Origin of the sequence: Streptomyces caatingaensis (assembly GCF_001187435.1) — a bacterium.
GTDB classification, from domain to species: domain Bacteria; phylum Actinomycetota; class Actinomycetes; order Streptomycetales; family Streptomycetaceae; genus Streptomyces; species Streptomyces caatingaensis.
Genome location: NZ_LFXA01000001.1, coordinates 168119 through 187358, shown reverse-complemented (window position 1 = coordinate 187358; position 19240 = coordinate 168119). Strand labels below are relative to the sequence as shown.

General features: G+C 74.6%; 15 protein-coding genes. 11 read left to right on the top strand and 4 right to left on the bottom strand.

Going from position 1 to position 19240, the window contains the following annotated elements; translation table 11 throughout:
• Positions 1-227: 227 nt before the first annotated feature.
• Entirely contained in the window at positions 228-1067 is an 840-nt protein-coding gene (locus tag AC230_RS00765) for a putative RNA methyltransferase (RefSeq protein ID WP_049713956.1), read from the top strand.
• Between the two features lie 137 nt (positions 1068-1204).
• Positions 1205-2650: a hypothetical protein gene (locus tag AC230_RS00760; protein WP_049713955.1), complete on the top strand. Its 1446-nt coding sequence runs from the start codon at positions 1205-1207 to the stop codon at positions 2648-2650.
• A 563-nt stretch (positions 2651-3213) separates the two neighbouring features.
• On the opposite strand, the gene AC230_RS00755 is transcribed toward AC230_RS00760, so the two are convergent.
• A complete protein-coding gene (locus AC230_RS00755) occupies positions 3214-5394 on the bottom strand; it encodes an alpha-N-acetylglucosaminidase (RefSeq protein ID WP_049713954.1) in 2181 nt (726 codons plus the stop codon).
• A 283-nt stretch (positions 5395-5677) separates the two neighbouring features.
• Between AC230_RS00755 and AC230_RS00750 the strand changes: the two genes are divergently transcribed.
• Both AC230_RS00750 and AC230_RS00745 read left to right on the top strand, forming a co-directional pair.
• Complete coding sequence (locus AC230_RS00750) at positions 5678-6115, top strand: hypothetical protein (protein ID WP_157868465.1); 438 nt, start codon at positions 5678-5680, stop codon at positions 6113-6115.
• A gap of 27 nt (positions 6116-6142) precedes the next feature.
• The gene (locus AC230_RS00745; protein ID WP_049713952.1) at positions 6143-7372 is read left to right on the top strand and encodes a sensor histidine kinase; all 1230 of its coding nucleotides are present in this window, start codon (positions 6143-6145) and stop codon (positions 7370-7372) included.
• Here the strand turns inward: AC230_RS00745 and AC230_RS00740 are convergent.
• Complete coding sequence (locus AC230_RS00740) at positions 7369-7848, bottom strand: GNAT family N-acetyltransferase (protein WP_049713951.1); 480 nt, start codon at positions 7846-7848, stop codon at positions 7369-7371. The genes AC230_RS00745 and AC230_RS00740 overlap by 4 nt on opposite strands.
• Positions 7849-7914: 66 nt before the next feature.
• Here AC230_RS00740 and AC230_RS00735 point away from each other — a divergent pair, with 66 nt between their 5' ends.
• On the top strand, positions 7915-8706 hold the full coding sequence (locus tag AC230_RS00735; RefSeq protein WP_049713950.1) for an exodeoxyribonuclease III: 792 nt from the start codon (positions 7915-7917) through the stop codon (positions 8704-8706).
• Between the two features lie 75 nt (positions 8707-8781).
• Entirely contained in the window at positions 8782-9153 is a 372-nt protein-coding gene (locus AC230_RS00730) for a VOC family protein (RefSeq protein ID WP_049713949.1), read from the top strand.
• Here AC230_RS00730 and AC230_RS00725 read toward each other — a convergent pair.
• Positions 9140-9889, bottom strand: coding sequence for a MerR family transcriptional regulator (locus AC230_RS00725; RefSeq protein ID WP_049713948.1), 750 nt, complete (start codon positions 9887-9889; stop codon positions 9140-9142). The genes AC230_RS00730 and AC230_RS00725 overlap by 14 nt on opposite strands.
• Before the next feature lie 162 nt (positions 9890-10051).
• Here AC230_RS00725 and AC230_RS00720 point away from each other — a divergent pair, with 162 nt between their 5' ends.
• The 3 genes from AC230_RS00720 to AC230_RS00710 all read left to right on the top strand — a co-directional run bounded on the left by AC230_RS00720 (position 10052) and on the right by AC230_RS00710 (position 12740).
• Positions 10052-11551, top strand: a complete 1500-nt coding sequence (locus AC230_RS00720) for a flavin-containing monooxygenase (RefSeq protein WP_049713947.1) — start codon at positions 10052-10054, stop codon at positions 11549-11551.
• The gene (locus tag AC230_RS00715; protein ID WP_049713946.1) at positions 11548-12438 is read left to right on the top strand and encodes an SDR family oxidoreductase; all 891 of its coding nucleotides are present in this window, start codon (positions 11548-11550) and stop codon (positions 12436-12438) included. The genes AC230_RS00720 and AC230_RS00715 overlap by 4 nt, the downstream gene beginning before the upstream one ends.
• A 98-nt stretch (positions 12439-12536) precedes the next feature.
• Entirely contained in the window at positions 12537-12740 is a 204-nt protein-coding gene (locus tag AC230_RS00710; RefSeq protein ID WP_049713983.1) for a hypothetical protein, read from the top strand.
• 66 nt (positions 12741-12806) lie between these two features.
• Here AC230_RS00710 and AC230_RS00705 read toward each other — a convergent pair whose 3' ends face one another.
• Positions 12807-16076 (bottom strand): S41 family peptidase, encoded by a 3270-nt coding sequence (locus AC230_RS00705; RefSeq protein WP_049713945.1) that lies wholly within the window; start codon positions 16074-16076, stop codon positions 12807-12809.
• Between the two features lie 135 nt (positions 16077-16211).
• On the opposite strand from AC230_RS00705, the gene AC230_RS00700 reads away from it, so the two are divergent.
• Positions 16212-16820 (top strand): TetR/AcrR family transcriptional regulator, encoded by a 609-nt coding sequence (locus AC230_RS00700; protein WP_049713944.1) that lies wholly within the window; start codon positions 16212-16214, stop codon positions 16818-16820.
• A 114-nt stretch (positions 16821-16934) separates the two neighbouring features.
• Complete coding sequence (locus tag AC230_RS00695; protein WP_049713943.1) at positions 16935-19133, top strand: MMPL family transporter; 2199 nt, start codon at positions 16935-16937, stop codon at positions 19131-19133.
• The last annotated feature ends 107 nt before the right edge of the window (positions 19134-19240 follow it).

Genomic DNA, 19240 nt, shown 5'->3' with positions numbered 1-19240 from the left:
CGCGGTTCGCGGTTCGCGGTTCGCGGTTCGCGGTTCGCGGTTCGCGGTTCGCGGTTCGCGGTCATGCTGCCCTTATCGTCTTTCAAACCGCGTGACAACCTTCCGTGACAGCTGAACACCCGTGCGTACGACGACACCGCCGTCCACCGTACGACAGCCCTCGGACGGGCCGAAAACGCCCCCGTGCTAGCTTCTTTGGCCAGCACTTTCCCGGAGGATCCCACCCCATGCCCGTCTCCCGGCTCCTCGACGTCCTGACGTGCCCGCACTGCGGGGAGCGGCTGGCCGTGGACGGCAGGTCGCTGCGCTGCCCGGCGCGGCACTCGTTCGACATCGCCCGCCAGGGGTACGTCGGCCTGCTCACCGGCAACATGAAGGCGGGAACGGCGGACACGGCCGACATGGTGCGGGCGCGCGCCGCGTTCCTGGGGGCCGGGCACTACGAGCCGCTGGCGGGGACGCTCGCCCGGGTCGTCGCGTCGCTCGGCGGCGGGACCGTGCTGGACGCCGGCGCCGGCACCGGGCACTATCTCGCCGCCGTCCTCGACGCGTTGCCCGGGGCCGTCGGGCTGGGGCTGGACGCGTCCAAGTACGCGCTGCGGCAGGCGGCGCGGTGCCATCCGAGGGCCTGGGCGGCGACCTGGGACGTGTGGCGGCCGCTGCCGGTGCGGAGCGGGTCGGTGGACGTCGTCCTCAACGTCTTCGCGCCGCGCAACGGCGAGGAGTTCCGCCGGGTGCTGCGGCCCGGCGGGGCGCTGGTCGTCGTCACGCCGACGCCGGCGCATCTGGCCGAGCTGCGCGGCCCGTTGGGGCTGCTGGACGTGGACGCGGACAAGGAGGACCGGCTGGAGCGGGCGCTCGGCGGGCGGTTCCGCGCCGACGGGCGGTACGCGCACGAGCACACCGCCGTCCTCGGCGCCGGTGATGTGGAGCGGCTGGTGCTCATGGGGCCGAGCGCCCGGCACGTCGCCCCCGGTGAACTCCGGGAGCGCGTCGGGGCGCTGGAGCTGCCCGTGCGGACCACGGTGTCCTGCACGGTGTCCGTGCACCGGCCCCTGGACGTGTGACGCAGATCATCCTCCGCGGGGCCTCGAACGGATCTTTGGGTCGCGGCGTGCATGACAGGATCATGCGGATCTTTGTCCGGATCTCTGCCTGGTCCTTTGCCTGCGGGCGACCGCGGGCCGCCCCTTGAGGATTCATCGTGCGCAAGCCCTGCAAGAGAGCGCTCTTCCCCGCCCTCACCGTCATGTCCCTGGCGGTGACCGGGTGTTCGGCGTCCGGTTCCTCCTCCGCGAAGGCGGGGGAGCCGGCCGCCGCGCCGTCCGCGGCCGCCTCCGAGGCGCCCCAGGAGATGGCCGTCGCGGCCGCGCCGATGGGCGTCGCCGCCGCCCCCGCCGACGGGGGCTCCGCCACGCCGAGCGCCGTGGCCCGTCCGTCGTCGCCCGCGCCGTGGCAGCAGCGGGCGCACAAGTCGGCGCTGAAGGTCGCCTCCTACGACCGCAGGAGCGGAACGGCCGTGCTCGCGGCCGCGCCGGGGAAGCGGGGGCCGTCGGGGCCGTCGGGCAAGCCGTCCGCCGCGCCGCCCGCGAAGTCCGTCGCCGTGGGCGACGTCTTCGCCAGCGCGCCCGCGCCCGGCGCCCCGGACGGCCTCCTCGCCCGGGTCACCAAGGTCGAGGGCACGACCGCCAAGGGCACCAAGGTCCGTACCGAGCCGGCGACGCTGCCCGCGCTGCTCGGCGACGCCAAGGCGGGCGGCAAGGTCGCCGTCGACCCGTCGGCGGTCGCGGTCAAGCCGCTCGTCCCCGGGGTGAAGGTCTCCTGGGCCAAGCGCGGTGACCTGCGCTTCGGGCCGCAGGGCGCGAAGCTGCCGCTCGGCAGCCTGCGGGTGGACGTCGGGACGGCCATCGCCACGGCGAAGGGCGCCCCCGCCTCCGCGAAGGCGTCCGTGAACGGCTTCGTGCAGCTCGCCCCCGAGGTCGACTTCTCCTACGACGGGCGCGGCACGGACGGGCGCGCGCCCGGCACGGCGTCGCTGGCGCTGTCCGGGGACTGGAAGGCGGCCTGGGAGCTGAAGGGGCGGGCCGCCGCCTCGACGGAGAACGGCAAGCCGCTGCGGCTGCCCTTCGCGAAGCTGCACGCGACGCCGGTCGTCCAGGTCGGGCCGGTGCCCGTCGTCGTCAACGCGGACCTGACCTGCTACCTCCAGGTCGACGGCGACGGCAAGATCACCGTCGATGTGAAGCAAAACGTCGCCGGGGGCTTCGAGGTCGGCGGCTCCTACAGCCGGGCGAAGGGCTGGGCACCCGTCAGCAAGGCCGACCTCAAGGGCTCGCCCGTGAAGGCGTCCGCCTCGGCGGGCGGCAGGGTGAAGGCCGCGCTCGGCGCGGAGGCGGCGGTCGGCCTCTACGGGACCGTCGGGGTGACGGGGAATCTGTCGCCCTACCTGCGGGCCGAGGGGCAGGTCCGGGGGGACGTCTCCAGTGACGGGAAGAAGTCGCTGGAGGGGAAGTGGGGGGCGTTCGGGGGTGTCGACCTGAACGGGGCGCTGCAGCTTCAGCTGAAGATATTCGGGACGCCGTTGTTCGAGCGGCGGGTGCCGTTGCCCGGGCTGCACCGGGAGTGGAAGCTCGCCGGGTCTCGGGCGTAGCGGGCTTCCCTCCCCGCCCCGCCCTTTCCCCGTTTCCCCAGGGGCTCCGCCCCTGCGCCACCCCGGGCACCACTCCGCGCTCGGCGTGGCGGGCGGGGGCTCCGCCCCCTGCGCCCCGGGCGGGGCTGCGCCCCTGCGCCCCGGTGGGGCTGGCCCCTGCAACCCGCGTCATGTGCGGAGCTTTGCCGCTGCGCGGCGGGTGGGGCTCTGCCCCTGCGCTGCCGGGGTGACGGTCTGCGCTCCGCGCGGCGGGCGGGGGCTCCGCCCCCTGCGCCCCTGCGCCCCGGGCGGGGCTGTGCCCCTGCGCCCCCCTGCGGGGCTGCGCCCCTGCCTCCCGAACCCCGCCCGGGGCTCCGCCCCCCCTGCACCCAGGCGGCGCCCCGCCCCGCACCCCGCGCCCTGTCCGGGGCTTCGCCCCGACCCGCCCCGCACCCGCGGGCAACGCGGCCCGACCCGGCGCGGCGAAGCCGCGCCCCCCGCGCGGCAGCGCAACGGCAACGCCGCGCACCCCGCAGCAAGGGTGAACGTGGAAGGAGCCCCCTCCGGGGAGGAGGCGGGGTGGGTTACAGGCGGGTGGCGATGCGGCGGGCTACTTGCAGGACGTCGCCGCGGGGGCGGGTGGGGGAGGGGGGACGCCGGCGGGTCCAGTGGTCTTCCAGGGCGAACCAGTCGATGGGTTTGGGTGTGCGGGAGGCGTGGAGGGAGGCTTCCAGTTCGGTGAAGTAGGTCGTCCAGCGGAGGCGGTAGAGGCCGCCGACGAGGCCCGCCCACTCGCGGTTCGCGTAGTCGTGCAGCTTGCCGCCGTCGGCCGAGGGGCGCGGGCCCCAGACGGTGAGGAGGGAGAGGGCGTCGTGCTCCAGGCGGTCGCGTTCGGCGGGGGAGGAGCCCCAGGAGCGCGCCTCCGCGACCCAGCGGCCGAGGAGGTGGCGCTCGTCCGTGGCGACCAGCTCCTCCAGCAGGGACATCAAGTCGAGCCAGTCACGCGTCAGTTCGCGGAAGCGCCCCGCGTCGCCCGCCTCGTACGCCGCCTTGACACGCGGCAGCAGCGTGCGGCTGCGGTTCGCCAGGCACTGCCGGGCCACGTCCAGCAGGTCGTAGCGGTAGGCGGAGCTGCGCCGCAGCGCGGGGGAGACCGCCAGCAGGGCCGGCAGGGCCTTCTCGAACTCCGCCGCGTCGTAGCGCAGCCGGCGGGGCGACCAGGCGCCGGCCCGGTCGACCGCGAGGTCCGGCCGGGCCCCGAAGAGCCCGTCCGCCGCCTCGCTCCAGCCGTCCGCGCGTGTCGTCCCGTACGCCGTCCGCCGCAGGACGCCCCAGGCGCGGGCCGCCGCGCGGTCGGTGCCTCCGTAGCGCTGGACGGACCAGCGGGCGAACCAGTCCTCCAGGCCGACCGGGCCGTCCGTCCACGCGAGGTCGGAGAAGAGGGCGAGGCCGGCCGGGTTGTTGTCCGCGGACTCCGGCATGAGGGCGATGCCGGCGAGGGCGCTGCCCGGCTTCGTGCGCCAGCGGTGGTAGAGGGAGACCCAGTCGCGGGCGTTGGCGCCCATCGCCGTATGCCCGCCGAAGTTCCAGATGGTGCCGAAGGCGTAGGGCGTGCCGCCCCAGTCCTTCTCGCGGTCCGTGACGTGCGGGTAGTGGTCGGGGACGCCGTCCAGGACGAGCATCTTCGACCGGTCGGCGGCGTCGAGGATCTCGCGGCGGGGGTTGTTCTGCCAGCCGAGGACGGCCCAGATCGCGCCGGGTCGGGCCGTGCGCAGCGCCTTCTCCACGGCGCGGGCCGCGGCGCCGACGGGGACGGGGCCGGGGGTGCCGCCCTCGTGCAGGAGGTCCATCTTGTACATCGAGGTCGCGCCGAGGAGTTCGCCCTGCACGCGGTAGAAGGTGCGGGCGACGGCGGCGAAGTGCGGGGTGCGCGGGTCGAGCCAGTCGGGTCTGCGGAAGCCGGCCCAGTCGCCCTGGGGAACGGTGCGGGCCCCGTCGTGGCGGTCGGCGAAGCCGGGCGGGACGGTGCCGTAGTAGCCGGGGAGCACCGGGGTCATGCCCAGCTCGCGGAGCCGGCGGACGATCCGCCGGGCGAGGGCGGTGCGGCGGTCGAGGAGTTCCCGCGAGACCGGGCCGCCGTAGGCGCTCATGTTCTGCATCAGCCACCAGGGCTGATGGGCCGGGCCCGGAACCCAGGCGCGCACTTCCGCGTCCGTGTAACCGTGTTCGACGAACGTTCGATGGTAGACCGCGTCGGCCCCCGCGTAGACGAGCACCTCGTTGAAGCCGTGCAGGGCCAGGACGTCGATTTCGCGTTCCCAGTAGTCCCAGCCGCGGTAGGGGCCGGTGTAGCCGTCGTTGGTGTCGTTGAGCGCGAAGCGGTGGCGGACGTTGGCCGTCGCGGCGAGGGCGCGGCCGGCGGCCGGGAGGACGGCCGGCAGGTCGGTCCGCTCGCCGGCCCAGGAGAAGTGCGCGTGGGCCCGCTCGCGCAGGTAGCGGTGGAGGCCGGTGAGCTGGACGGCGGGAGTGGTGCCCTCGACGAGGATCCGGCCGGCCGGGCCGGAGACGCGGAAGGCGTCGGCGCCGCCCCGGCGGGGCAGGGTCCGGAAGGTGACCTGGCGGCGGTGGCGGGGCAGCAGCCGGGCCAGCGCGGCCGCGGCGGCGCCGCCGGCCGGCGTCCCGGCCGCCGCGGGCGCGGCGCCCAGGGTTCCGAGGGCCGCGGAGCCCGCGAGGGCGCCGAGGATCGTGCGGCGGGCGATGTGCATGGGTGACCTCCGGAGCGGCGACGGCTACGGCTTCGGACACGGACCACACGGACTACACGGACTGCACGGGCTCCGTGGACTGCACGGGCTCCGTGGACCGCACGCGTTCCATGGGCTCCATGGACGGCACGGGCCACGTGAGCGCCGAGATCCTATGAGCCGACGACTCACGAACGTCAAGACCTCGGGAGGCGAATCCGTCCCACCGGTAACATTTGACGCGAATGGCCCTGTTCGGGGCCCGATGCCGTCGCCCGTTCGGCCCCCGTCCCCGAGGAACCCCGTGCCACGACCCCCCGCCGCCGGCGTCCTCGTGGCCCTCCTCTCCACCGCCTTCCTGGCCGCCTGCGCCGAGCCGGGCGGCCTGGACGTGAGCGGTCCCGCGCCGGTGCCCACGGCCGCGGCCGTCCGGTCCGTCCAGGTCTGCGAGGGGCCGGGCCGCCCGCCGCTGCGCCGCCCCGCCGTTCTCGACATCGCCGGCGCCGTGCGGCTGACCGGGCTGCGCTGGGCGTCCTGGGGCGGGCCGGTGGCCGAGGCGACCGGCGACGTGGCGGCCGGGCGGGGGCGGCCGCTGCGCGCCCGGGTGCGGCTCGACGGGCTCGTGGAGCACGAGCACCGGGCGTACTACGGCCGGGCCTCCGTCACGGCCGACGGGCTCCCCGCCGCGCGCCGGGCCGGCCTGAGTGATCTGCGGCTCTTCGTCCCGAAGCGTCAGCGCTGAGCGACCGCCGTCAAGGAGCCTTGACCCATGGGACTGAGAACGAAGATCGGTGCGGCGATCACCGTCACCGCCGCGCTGGTCGCCGTCCTCATCGGGTTCGTGGTGCACCACCGCACGGCCGTGAACCAGCTCGCGGCCGCCCGCGAGACCATCACCGCCCGGCTCGCCTCCGCCGTCGAGGACCACGCCGCCGGTTTCGACCGCCCGCACACCCTCGTCAACCCCGGCGGTCTGCCCGAACCCCTGCGCCGCGCCGCCGAGGAGCGGAGGACGGCCACCTATCTGGACCGCGGCGGCCCCGAGCCGGTGCTGTGGGCGGCCACCCGGCTCGGCGACGACGTCATCGCCCTGCGCCGGCCGTACCACCGCGAGACCCGCGACATCAAGGACCTCGACGACGTCCTGTGGGCGGCCGGCGGGCTGGGCACCGCCTTCTCCGGGATCGTCGGCGTCGGCCTCGCCGCCTTCGCCGGCCGCCGCATCGACGCCTCCGCCCGCACCGCCGAGCGCATCGCCGAGGGCGACCTGACGGCCCGGCTGCGGCCGCGCGGCGGCCGGGACGAGATCGCCCGGCTGACCGTCGCCGTGAACCGCATGGCCGACGCGCTCGCCGCCCGCCTCCAGGCCGAGCGGGAGGTCACCGCCAACATCGCCCACGAACTGCGCACGCCCGTCGCCGGGCTGGTGGCCGCCGCCGCCCTCCTGCCGCCCGGCCGGCCCGCCGAGATGGTCCAGGAGCGGGCGCGGCGGGTGCGGACCCTCGTCGAGGACGTCCTGGAGGTGGCCCGGCTGGACGCGGACGCCGAGCGGGCGGACACCGAGGTGCGGGCGCTGGGCGACCTGGCCCGCCGCGCCGTCGCCGCGGTCGCCGCCGCGGCGGGGCCGGGCCGCGCCCCCGCCGAGGTGCGGGTGCTCGACGACCGCCTGGTCGAGACCGACCCGCGCCGCGTCGAGCGGATACTCACCAACCTGGTCACCAACGCGTTCCGGCACGGCGCCGGGCCGGTCGTCGCCGAGGTGGACGGCGGTGTGGTCCGCGTCCGCGACGGCGGCCCCGGCTTCCCGCCGCAGCTGCTGGCCCACGGCCCGCAGCGCTTCCGCACCGACTCCGGCTCCGGGCTCGGCCTCGGCCTGACGATAGCGGTGGGCCAGGCGCGGGTGCTGGGCGCCGGGCTCGCGTTCGAGAACCCCGAGGGCGGGGGCGCGCAGGCCGTCCTGGACCTGCGGGAAGCCGTGCGGGGACCCGTGCCGGACTAGCGCAACGGCTTGGCGTAGCAGCGGCTTTCGGGCTCGAAGCGGTACAGCCCGAACTTGGCCGTCGGCGCGTACCCCGCCGAGGTGTAGAGCGCGATCGCCTCCGGCTGCTCGGCCCCGGTCTCCAGCACCATCCGCCGCCGCCCGGCGCGGCGCGCGTCCTCCTCCAGCCGGGCGAGGATCCGCCGGGCCAGTCCCAGCCCGCGCGCCCGCGGCACCACGTACATCCGCTTGATCTCGGCGTCGCCGGGGGCGTACCCCTCCTCCGCGTCCTCCCAGGCCCTCCAGCCGCCGGTGGCCACGGGCGTGCCGTCGTCCCCGTAGGCGATGAGATACAGGCCACACGGCGGGTCGAAGTGGGCCGGCTCCAGCGGGGTGAGGTCGCCGTCGTCGTGGTAGCGGCGGCGGTACTCCTCCTGCACCTCGTCGTTGAGTTTCACGGCGTCGGGGTGGTCGAAGGCGACCGGCAGTATGCGCATCCCGGGATGGTACGAGCGGCCGGACCGGGGCGACAGGGCCGTCCCGGAAGTCGGTATCGTGCCGGAATGCTCACTGTGACGACCGTGAATGTGAACGGCCTGCGCGCCGCGGCCAAGAAGGGCTTCGTGGAGTGGCTGGCGGCCACCGGGGCGGACGTGGTCTGCCTCCAGGAGGTCCGCGCCGAGCCCCACCAGCTCCCCGACGAGGTCCGCGAGCCCGACGGCTGGCACGTCGTCCACGCCCCGGCCGCCGCCAAGGGCCGCGCGGGCGTCTCCGTCTACTCCCGCCGCGAGCCGGACGCCGTGCGCGTCGGCTTCGGCTCGGCCGAGTTCGACGGCAGCGGCCGCTACGTCGAGATCGACCTGCCGGGCGTCACGGTCGCCAGCCTCTACCTCCCCTCCGGCGAGGTCGGCACGGAGCGCCAGGACGAGAAGGAGCGCTTCATGGCGGAGTTCCTCCCGTACCTGGTCGGCCTGAAGGCGCGGGCCGCCGCCGAGGGCCGCGAGGTCGCCGTCTGCGGCGACTGGAACATCGCCCACCAGGAGGCCGACCTCAAGAACTGGAAGGCCAACCGCAGGAGCGCGGGCTTCCTCCCCGAGGAGCGGGCCTGGCTGACGAAGGTCTTCGAGGAGTACGTGGACGTCGTCCGCGCCCTCCACCCGGACGTCGCCGGCCCGTACTCCTGGTGGTCCTACCGCGGCCGCGCCTTCGACAACGACTCCGGCTGGCGCATCGACTACGTCGTCTGCTCGCCGGGCCTCGCGGAGCGCGCGCGGAAGGCGGTCGTCGAGCGGGCCGCGTCGCACGCGGAGCGGTGGAGCGACCACGCGCCGGTGACGGTGGTCTTCGAGCGCTGAGGCGCCGGCGGCGCGATTGCCGGGCGCAACGGGGCCTCGGTACGGTCGGGTTACGCCACGTCGGAGGGAAGACCCATGGCCGTCGAGCTCAACCACACCATCGTCCACTCGCGTGACAAGCACGCGGCCGCGGCGTTCGCCGCCGGGATCCTCGGGCTCGAAGTCGGACCGGAGGCCGGGCCGTTCGTGACCGTGGCGATGGCCAACGGGGTGACGCTCGACTTCATGACGAGTCCGCACCTCGACATCGCGGAGCAGCACTACGCGTTCCTCGTCTCCGAGGCGGAGTTCGACGCGATACTCGGCAGGATCGTGGACGCCGGGGTGACGTACTACGCGGGGCCGCGGCTCGACGAGCCCCATGCGATCAACCGCCGTGCCGGGGGCCGGGGGGCGTACTTCAAGAGCCCGGACGGGCACGTGCTGGAGGTGCTCACCGTGGCGTGACGCCGTCGTCCAGCCAGGACTCGACGTCGGCGCGGACGCGGCGGTCCATGGCGAGGGCGACCTCCGCCTCGACCACGGTGCGGGCGAGCGGCCGGAGGCGGTCGAGGGTGCGCTGGACGTGTTCGACGGCCTCGGGGGAGGGCGGGACGTCGTCGGGCAGCAGGTGTTCGCGGACGATCGCGGTGAAGGTCGCGGCCAGGGCGTCGGCGTGGGCGCGGATCTCGCGGCCTGCGGCGAGGATGGCCGGCAGCGGGACGCCCTCGCGGACGAGCCGCCGCGAGACGTCCAGCAGCCGGCTGCTGACGTGCACCAACTCCTCGCCGTCCACGGCGAGGTAGCCGATGTCGAGGGACGCGGCGAGGTTCTCCGGCGTGGCCTGGTCCGCGAAGTGGTCGGCGAGTTCCTCCGGGGCGAGGCGCACCAGGGTCTCGCGGGACCAGGGCGCCGCGATCGCCCCGCCCAGGCCGAGGATCTCGGCCACCCCGCGCCCGCCCTCGAAGGCGGCGATGAGCTCGGCGATGCCGCCGAGCGTGTGGCCGCGCTCCAGCAGCGCCGCGATCGTCCGCAGCCGGGCCAGGTGGCGGTCGTCGTACCAGGCGACGCGCCCCTCGCGGCGGGGCGGCGGTATGAGCTTGCGCTCGCGGTAGTAGCGCAGGGTGCGGACGGTGATGCCGGCCGCCTCGGCCAGCTCGGTCATGCGGTACTCGCGCGGCGGCGTCGTCTCGTCGGTGCCCATCCAGGAAGGGTAGGCGCACCGCCGGGGTGACCGACCGGGGGCGACCCGCGGTAACTTCCTTGCTCCGCACCCTTACCGGACGGTAGTCCGCTGTCCTACCCTCGCACCGTGCCAGCAATCACTGGCACAGTGCTTGCGGGGCGATCCGGGAGGCGATGGCGCATGGCCGTTCAGGTTCGGGTGGCGGTGATCGGGTCCGGTTTCGGCGGGCTGGGGGCGGCGGTGCGGCTGCGCCGCGAGGGGGTGACGGACTTCGTCGTCCTGGAGCGGGCGGACGCGGTGGGCGGCACGTGGCGGGACAACACGTATCCGGGCTGCGCGTGCGACGTGCCCTCGCACCTGTACTCGTTCTCGTTCGCGCCGAACCCCGGGTGGCCGCGCAACTTCTCCGGCCAGCCGCACATCCGCGCGTACCTGGAGCACGTCACGGACGCGTACGGGCTGCGGCCGCACGTCAGGTTCAACTCCGAGGTGCTGGGCGCCCGGTGGGACGCGGACGGGCTGCGCTGGGAGCTGGAGACGGCGTCGGGGACGTACCTCGCCGACGTCGTCGTCTCCGCGACCGGCCCGCTCGCGGACCCGAAGCTGCCGGACATCCCGGGGCTCTCCTCGTTCCCCGGGCCGGTCTTCCACTCGTCGCGCTGGGACCACGGGGTCGAACTGCGCGGCAAACGCGTGGCGGTGGTGGGGACGGGGGCGTCGGCGATCCAGATCGTGCCGAGCATCCAGCCGGAGGTGGGGCGGCTCACGCTCTTCCAGCGGACCCCGCCCTGGGTGCTGCCGCGCGCCGACCGGCGCATCACCGCGCCCGAGCGCTGGCTGCACGGCCGCATCCCGGCGACGCGCGCCCTGCGCCGCGGAGTGCTGTGGGGCATCCGGGAGTTGCAGACCGGGGCGTTCACCAAGAAGCCCGAACGGCTGGGCCTCATCGAGGCGCTGGCGCGGGCGCACCTGCGGCGCGGCGTGCCGGACCCGGAGCTGAGGGCGCGACTGCTGCCCGACTACCGGATCGGCTGCAAGCGGATCCTGCTGTCCAACGACTACTACCCGGCGCTGACCCGGCCCAACGTGGACGTGGTGACGTCGGGGCTGGCGGAGGTGCGCGGCTCGACGCTCGTCGCGGCCGACGGGACGACGGCGGAGGCCGACGTGCTCGTCCTCGGCACCGGCTTCCGCGTCACGGACATGCCGATCGCCGACCGGGTCCGGGGAGCCGACGGCCGGACGCTGGCCGAGACGTGGAAGGACGGCATGGCGGCCCTGCGGGGCTCCAGCGCGGCGGGCTTCCCCAACTTCCTCTTCGTCATCGGCCCCAACACGGGCCTGGGGAACAGCTCCATGATCCTCATCATCGAGGCCCAGCTGAACTACATGGCCGACTTCCTGCGCCAGCTGGACCTGCTCGGCGGGCGGGCCGCGCTGGACGCGCGCCCGTCGGCGGTCAACGCCTGGAACCGCGTGCTCCAGCGGCGCATGGCGCGCACGGTGTGGAACACGGGCGGCTGCGACAGCTGGTACCTGGACGCGGAGGGCCGCAACACCGTCGTCTGGCCCGGCACGACGTCCGAGTTCCGGCGGGTCACCCGGCGGGTGGACCTCCAGGAGTACCAACTGCTCAGGCCGGAAAGGACTACGGCGACGGCGACGGGAGCGGCGCGATGAGCGGCACGGTTCTGCGGGAGCGGGTGGCCGTGGTCACCGGCGCGGCGCGCGGCGTGGGCGAACTCCTCGCCCGCAAGCTCTCCGCGCGCGGCGCCCGGCTGGCGCTGGTCGGGCTGGAGCCGGACGAACTGCGGCGGGTCGCGGGCTCGTTGGCGACGGAGGCCGCGCACTGGCACGCGGACGTGACGGACGTCGCGGCGATGGAGCGCGTGGCCGGGGAGGTCGCGGACCGCTTCGGCCGGGTGGACGTCGTCGTCGCCAACGCCGGTGTCGCGACCGGCGGTCCGTTCGACGGCTGCGACTTCGCCGCGTGGCGCCGGGTCGTGGAGGTCAACCTGGTCGGATCGGCCGTCACCGGGCGGGCGTTCCTGCCGGCCCTGGTCCGCAGCAAGGGCTATCTGCTCCAGATCGCCTCGCTCGCGGCCATCACGCCCGCGCCCATGATGACCGCGTACTGCGCGTCCAAGTCGGGCGTCGAGGCGTACGCGCACAGCCTGCGCGCCGAGGTCGGCCACCGGGGGGTGGGCGTCGGGGTGGGCTATCTGAGCTGGACCGACACCGACATGGTGCGCGGCGCCGACGAGATCGGGCTGATGCGGGAGATGCGGCAGCGGCTGCCGTGGCCGGCCAGCCGCACCTATCCGCCGGGCCCGGCGGTCGAGCGGCTCGTGGCGGGCATCGAGCGCCGCTCGGCGCACGTGTACGGCCAGGGGTGGCTGCGCCTGGTGCGGCCGGTGCGCGGGGTGCTGCCGGGGCTGCTGGCGGTGGGCGCCCGGCGGGAGATGCGCCGCTTCGGGCCCCGGCTCGTGGCCCTGGACGGACGGGGGCTGGTGGGCGCGGGCGGCGCGGCGGACGAGAAGGAGCGCGGGGCTACCGAGCGTCACTGATCGAAATGCGCGGAATGTCCGGCCATGTGAGGCTGGTCGCGGCCGATCACCGAATTCGCGGTCACGGCCCGGTCAACCTCACGGGAGTTGAGACAGCCATGGGCATCAAGGACGAGATGCAGGGCAAGGCCCAGCAGGCCAAGCAGAAGGCCCAGCAGGCCAAGCAGAAGGCCCAGCAGGCCAAGGAGCAGGCACAGCAGCGCGGCCAGCAGGCGCAGGACAAACTGCGGCAGCAGCAACAGCAGCGCCGGCAGCAGGGCCGACAGCAGTCGCTGGACGACATCCAGGACACCGACCAGTAGCCCGGCCCGGGAAGAGGGGCGTGCCGCCCGAGCGGCGCGCCCCTCACTCCTGCCCGCGCGGAAACTTCACCCCTGCCCGCGCGGGGGGAGCGGGGGCCGGGAGCGGTCCGGGACGGCGGAGTAGTCGGGCGGGGTGCGGGAGCCGTGCCGTTCCAGCAGGTCGAGCGCGATCCGTACGGCGTCGTCGAGCTGCCGGTGCCGGCCCTCCGCCCAGTCGAGCGGGGTGCGGTCCACCTCGACGTCGGGCTCGACGCCGTGGTTCTCCACGGACCAGCCGTAGGCGTCGAACCAGGCGGCGTTCATGGGCACGGTGATCGCGGTGCCGTCGCCGAGCCGGTGCCGCCCGGTCATCCCGATGACGCCGCCCCAGGTGCGCAGGCCGACGACGGGGCCGATGCCCTGGAGCCGGAACGCGGCGGTGATCATGTCGCCGTCGGAGGAGGTCATCTCGTCGGCGATGGCGACGACCGGGCCGCGCGGCGCGTTGGAGGCGTAGCTGACCGGCTCGGCGTCGCGGGTGAGGTCCCAGCCGACGATGGTGCGGGTGAGCTTCTCGACCACGAGCTCGCTGATGTTGCCGCCCGCGTTGCCGCGCACGTCCACGATGAGCGCGGGCCGCGACATCTCCATCCGCAGGTCGCGGTTGAACTGGGCCCAGCCCGAGCCGCCCATGTCGGGGATGTGCAGGTAGCCGCACTTGCCGCCGCTGAGTTCGCGGACGACGGCGCGGCGCTTGGTCACCCAGTCCTGGTAGCGCAGCGGCCGTTCGTCGACGAGCGGCACCACGGCCACCCGGCGGGCGTGGCCCTCGTCCTCCGCGGAGCGGAAGGTCAGCTCGACGGTGGTGCCGCCGGCGGCGGCCAGCAGCGGGTACGGGCCCGCGACCGGGTCCACGGGCCGGCCGTCGACGTGGGTGAGCACGGCGCCCTCGCGGACGCCCGAACCGGCCAGCGGGGAGCGGGCCTTGGAGTCGGAGGAGTCGCCGGGCAGGATGCGGCGCACGGCCCAGGTGCCGTCCTTGCGGTGGGTGAGGTTGGCGCCGAGCAGGCCGATGGCGCGCTGGTAGTGCGGGGGCCCCTCGTTGCGGCGGGCGGGGACGACGTAGGCGTGCGAGGTGCCGAGCTCGCCGAGGACCTCGCGCAGCAGGTCGGCGAAGTCGTCGGGGGAGGCGACGCGTTCGACCAGCGGCCGGTACTGGTCGAGGACCGCGTCCCAGTCGACGCCGCCCATCCCCGGTTCCCAGAAGTAGGCGCGCACGACGCGGCCGGCCTCCGCGTACGCCTGGCGCCACTCGGCGGCGGGCTCGACCTCGTGCAGGATGCGCCGCATGTCGATGTGGACGGTGGTGTCGGAGTCGGCCGGTTCGGTGGCGGGCACGGCCCGCAGGGCGCCCTCGTCGTTGAGGACGAGCCGGGTGCCGTCGCCGCTGACCGCGAACGTGTCGAGGACGGAGGTGAGTTCGGTGCGCCGGCCCTTGCACAGGTCGAAGTGTTCGAGCGTGGGCCGGCCCGAGGTGTCGGCCGGGTTGGCGAAGGTCTCGCCGAGCGCGCCGGAGATCGGCCAGCGCAGCCACACCAGGCCGCCGCCGTGCACCGGGTACAGGTGCGAGTACTTCGAGGCGGCGACGGGGAAGGGGGTGACCCTGCTCTCCAGGCCCTCGGTCTCCACCGTCACCGGGCCCTCGGTCTCGCCCGCGTCCAGGTCGAGGCCGCCGCCGGCCGGGCGGCCCTCGGCGGTCAGCGCGAACGGCGAGGGCGTCGCGGAGGACAGCGGGACGAGGTAGGGGCGGCAGCCGAGCGGGAACGACAGGTCGCCGGTGTGCACGTCGTAGACCGGGTCGAAGCCGCGCCAGGACAGGAAGGCGAGGTAGCGGCCGTCGCGGGTGAAGACGGGCTGCTCGTCCTCGAAGCGGCCGTCGGTGACGTCCACGACGTGCCGGTCCGCGAGCCGGGCGATCCTGATCTTCCGCAGGGAGCGGCCGACGCCCGGATGGGACCAGGTCAGCCAGCCCGAGTCGGGCGAGAACGCCAGGTCGCGCACCGGCCCGTTGACCGAGCGCACCAGCTCGTCCACCGCGCCGTCGCCCTCGGGCGAGGTGTCCACGAGCAGCAGCCGCCCGTCGTGCGCGGCGACCGCCAGCCGGCTCCCGTCCGGCGCGGAGACCGTCTCGTGCACCCGGCCGAGCCGGCCCGCCGCGAGCCGCCGCGGCTCCGCGGGGTCCGCCGCGCGCGGCAGCTGGGCGATCTCGATCGCGTCCTCGCCCTCCGCGTCCGTGACGTAGGCGACCCGGCCCGTGGAGCCCAGCATCTCCGGCAGCCGCACCCGGACGCCGGGGGTGTCGGCGATGGCCCGCGCGGGGCCGTCGCGGTGGGTCAGCCAGTAGAGGCTGCCGCGCACCTGGACGGCGCTGGCCCGGCCCGTGGTGTCCACCGCGAGCGAGCCGACGTGGGCGGCGGCCTGCACCTGGTAGCGGCGGCGGCCGGCGCGCGGCCCGCCGAGGCGGACGTCGAGGCGGCGCGGGACGGCGCCCGGCGAGAAGTCGTCCACCAGCCAGACGTCGCCCGCGCACTGGTAGACGACCCGGGTGCCGTCCGTCGAGGCGTGCCGGGCGTAGAAGTCCGCGTGGTCGGTGTGGCGGCGCAGGTCGGAGCTGTCGGGCAGGCAGGAGTAGAGGTTGCCGACGCCCTCGTGGTCGGAGAGGAAGACGATGCGGTCGCCGACGAACATCACCGAGTCGAGGTGGCCGTTCAGGTCCGGGACGATCCGGGTGCCGCCCTGGAGCCACAGGCGGCCGGTGGCGCCGCCCCGGTAGCGCTTCCAGGAGGCGGGCTCGTGCGGCGGCTTGCCGGCCAGCATCAGCGTCTCGCCGGGGGCGTCGCCCGTGCCGCGCATCGCGATGTCGGAGACCGGGCCCCAGGGCAGCCGGCCGCCGGGGGAGCCGTCGGTGGGCAGCCGGTAGGCCCAGGAGAAGTAGGAGAAGGGCTGGCCGTGCGAGGAGACGGCCAGGATGTCGCTCCGGCCCTCGTGGTCGGCCGGCGTCCAGCCGCACACCCGGGCGTCGGCGCTGCCCCAGTAGGTCAGCCGGCGGGCGGGACCGCCGCCGACCGGGGCGAGGTGCACCTCGGGGTCGAGGCTGCGCCAGCTCGTGAAGGCGATCTCCCGGCCGTCGGGGGAGAAGCGGGGGTGGCCCACCCGGGTCCGGTCGACGGTCAGCCGCCAGGCGCGGCCGCCCGCGCCGCCCGGGCCGGGCAGGGGGGACAGCCACAGGTCGTCCTCGGCGGCGAAGCAGAGCAGATCGCCGTGCACGTGCGGGTACCGGAGATAGGCATCGCTCACCGTTTCATGGTTTCGGGAGCGGTATGTCCCGGCAACCCGGGCCGTGACGGATCCCACAGCGAAACGGAGCCGTTTCGATCGCGTGTCCGCTTACTCTCGAACTGTACGAAACCGTTTCGTTCGATTGGCATCTCCATGACCGCGGACACGTCCCCGACGGGCCCCCCGTCACCCCGCCGTACCCGGCTCACCCCCGAGCGCGCGGCCGAGCTCCACGAGGCCGTCATCGACCTGCTCTGCGAGGTCGGTTACGAGGGGCTGACGATGGACGCCGTCGCGGCCCGCACCCGCTCCAGCAAGGCCACCCTCTACCGCCAGTGGAAGGGCAAGCCCCAGCTGGTCGCGAGCGCCCTGCGGCACCACAAGCCGATCAAGGTCGCGGACATCGACACCGGGACCCTGCGCGGCGACCTGCTGGCGCTGTCGGCCGTCGCCGACCCCGCCCGCATGGAGCAGGACATGGCCCTCATGCGGGGGCTGGGCCACGCCGTCCACACCAACCCCGACCTCAACCGGGCGTTGCGCGAGGAGCTGATCGAACCCGAGACGGCCGAGATGCGAAGGCTGCTCCAACGCGCCGTGGACCGGGGCGAACTCGCCCCGGACACCCCGGCCGTGGAGTTCGTGACGCACATGATGCTCGGTGCCTTCGTCGTCCGGCCGCTGATCGAGGACCGGCCCGCGGACCCGGACTACCTCACCCGCTTCGTCGAGGCCGCGCTGCTCCCCGCGCTCGGCCTCTGACCCGCAACCCCCCACCGCACACCAGCAGTTCCACCTGACGCACCGCTCCAGACGTCGGGCTGGTTCCCCACTGCCAGTTGCTCGATCCCCCAACCGACGGGAGCAGAACGCCTCGTGGCCACGTTCCTCTACAAGACCGGCCGGCTCGCCTTCCGGCGCCGCTGGTACGTCGCCCTGATATGGGTGCTGCTGCTGGGCCTCGCCGGCGCCGGCGCAGCCACCGCCTCCAAGTCCACCAACGACGACTTCTCCATCCCGGGCACCGAGGCGCAGCACGCCTTCGACCTGCTCGCCGAGCGCTACCCCGGCAAGAAGGCCGACGCCGCGTCCGCGCGCGTGGTCTTCCGGGCGCCGGACGGCCAGAAGATCACCGACCCGGGGAACAGGACCGCGGTCGAGAAGACCGTCGCCGGGCTCGCCGGGCCCCAGGTGGCCATGGCCCCCAGCCCGTTCGCGGCCAAGACGGTCAGCAAGGACGGCACCACGGCCTACACCACCGTCACCTACAAGGTGAAGTCCAACGAGCTGACGGACGCCTCCCGCGACCGGCTCGACGCGGCGCGCGAGCACGGGCGGGACGCCGGGCTGAGCGTCGAGATGGGCGGCAGCGCCCTGCAGAAGATGCCGGAGACCGGCAGCACCGAGATCATCGGCATCGTCGTCTCCGCGCTCGTCCTGGTCATCACCTTCGGCTCGCTGATAGCGGCCGGGCTGCCGCTGCTCACCGCGATCATCGGCGTGGGCGTGGGCATCTCCTCGATCACCGCCCTCGCCTCCACGCTGGGGCTGTCGGGCAACACCTCGACGCTCGCGATGATGATCGGCCTCGCCGTCGGCATCGACTACGCCCTCTTCATCGTCTCCCGCTACCGCGCCGAACTGGCCGAGGGCCGGGGGCGGGAGGAGGCCGCGGGCCGCGCGGTCGGCACCGCCGGGTCGGCCGTCGTCTTCGCCGGCCTCACCGTCGTCATCGCGCTGGCGGGCCTCGCCGTCGTCAACATCCCGATGCTCACCAAGATGGGCCTGGCCGCGGCCGGCACCGTCGTCATCGCGGTGCTCATCGCCCTCACCCTCATCCCGGCGCTGCTCGGCTTCGCCGGGAGCAAGGTGCTGGCCCGCAAGGTCCGCAAGGGCGTCCCGGCCGGCGACAAGCCCAACATGGGCACCCGCTGGGCCCGTTTCGTCCTGCGCCGCCCGGTGTGGGTGCTGCTGGCCGGGGTGATCGGCCTCGGCGCGCTGGCCGCGCCCGCCGCGTCCCTCCAGCTCGGGCTGCCGGACGACAGCTCGCAGCCGGTGAAGACCACCCAGCGCAAGGCGTACGACATGATCGCCGAGGGCTTCGGCCCCGGCTTCAACGGCCCGCTGATGGTCGTCGTGGACGCCAAGGACGCCAAGGACCCGAAGAAGGCGGCCGGGACCGTCGCCGCGAAGGTCGGCGGCATGGCGGACGTGGCCGCGGTCACGCCCCCGGTGCCCAGCAAGAACGGCGACACGGCCGTCTTCAACGTCGTCCCCGCGTCGAAGCCGAGCAGCGAGCGGACGGAGGACCTCGTCCACGCGATCCGCGCCGAGGGCGGCTCCCTGAAGGCGAAGACCGGCGCGACGGTGCTGGTCACCGGCACGACGGCGATGAACATCGACGTCTCGCAGAAGCTGAACGACGCGCTGCTGCCCTACCTCGCGCTCGTCGTCGGCCTCGCCTTCCTGCTGCTGATCGTCGTCTTCCGCTCCGTGCTCGTCCCGCTCAAGGCGGCGCTCGGCTTCCTGCTCTCCGTCGTCGCGGCGCTCGGCGCGGTGGTGGCGGTCTTCCAGTGGGGCTGGCTCGGCCCGCTCCTCGGCGTCGAGGAGACCGGCCCGATCATGAGCATGATGCCGATCTTCATGGTCGGTGTCGTCTTCGGCCTCGCGATGGACTACGAGGTCTTCCTCGTGACCCGCATGCGCGAGGCGTTCGTCCACGGCGAGCGGCCCGGCGAGGCGGTCGTGACCGGCTTCCGGCACGGCGCCCGGGTCGTCACCGCGGCCGCCGTCATCATGATCAGCGTCTTCGCCGGGTTCATCGGCTCCTCCGAGCCCATGATCAAGATGATCGGCTTCGGCCTGGCCGTCGCGGTCTTCTTCGACGCGTTCGTCGTCCGCATGGCCCTCGTCCCGGCCGTGCTCGCCCTGCTCGGCAGGGCGGCCTGGTGGCTGCCCCGTTGGCTCGACCGGGCGCTGCCCAACGTGGACGTCGAGGGCGAGGGGCTGCGCGAGCGGCTCGCGTCCCCGAAGGCGGGCACCAAGGACCGCGACCCGGCGCCCGCGGGGGTCTGACCGGTCGCCTTCGCCACGTTCCCGCCGAAACCGCGATTCCAGCCGGAAACCGCGATTCCACCGGAAACGTGGCGAAGGCCACGCCCGGGAACCACACGCCCGGGAAC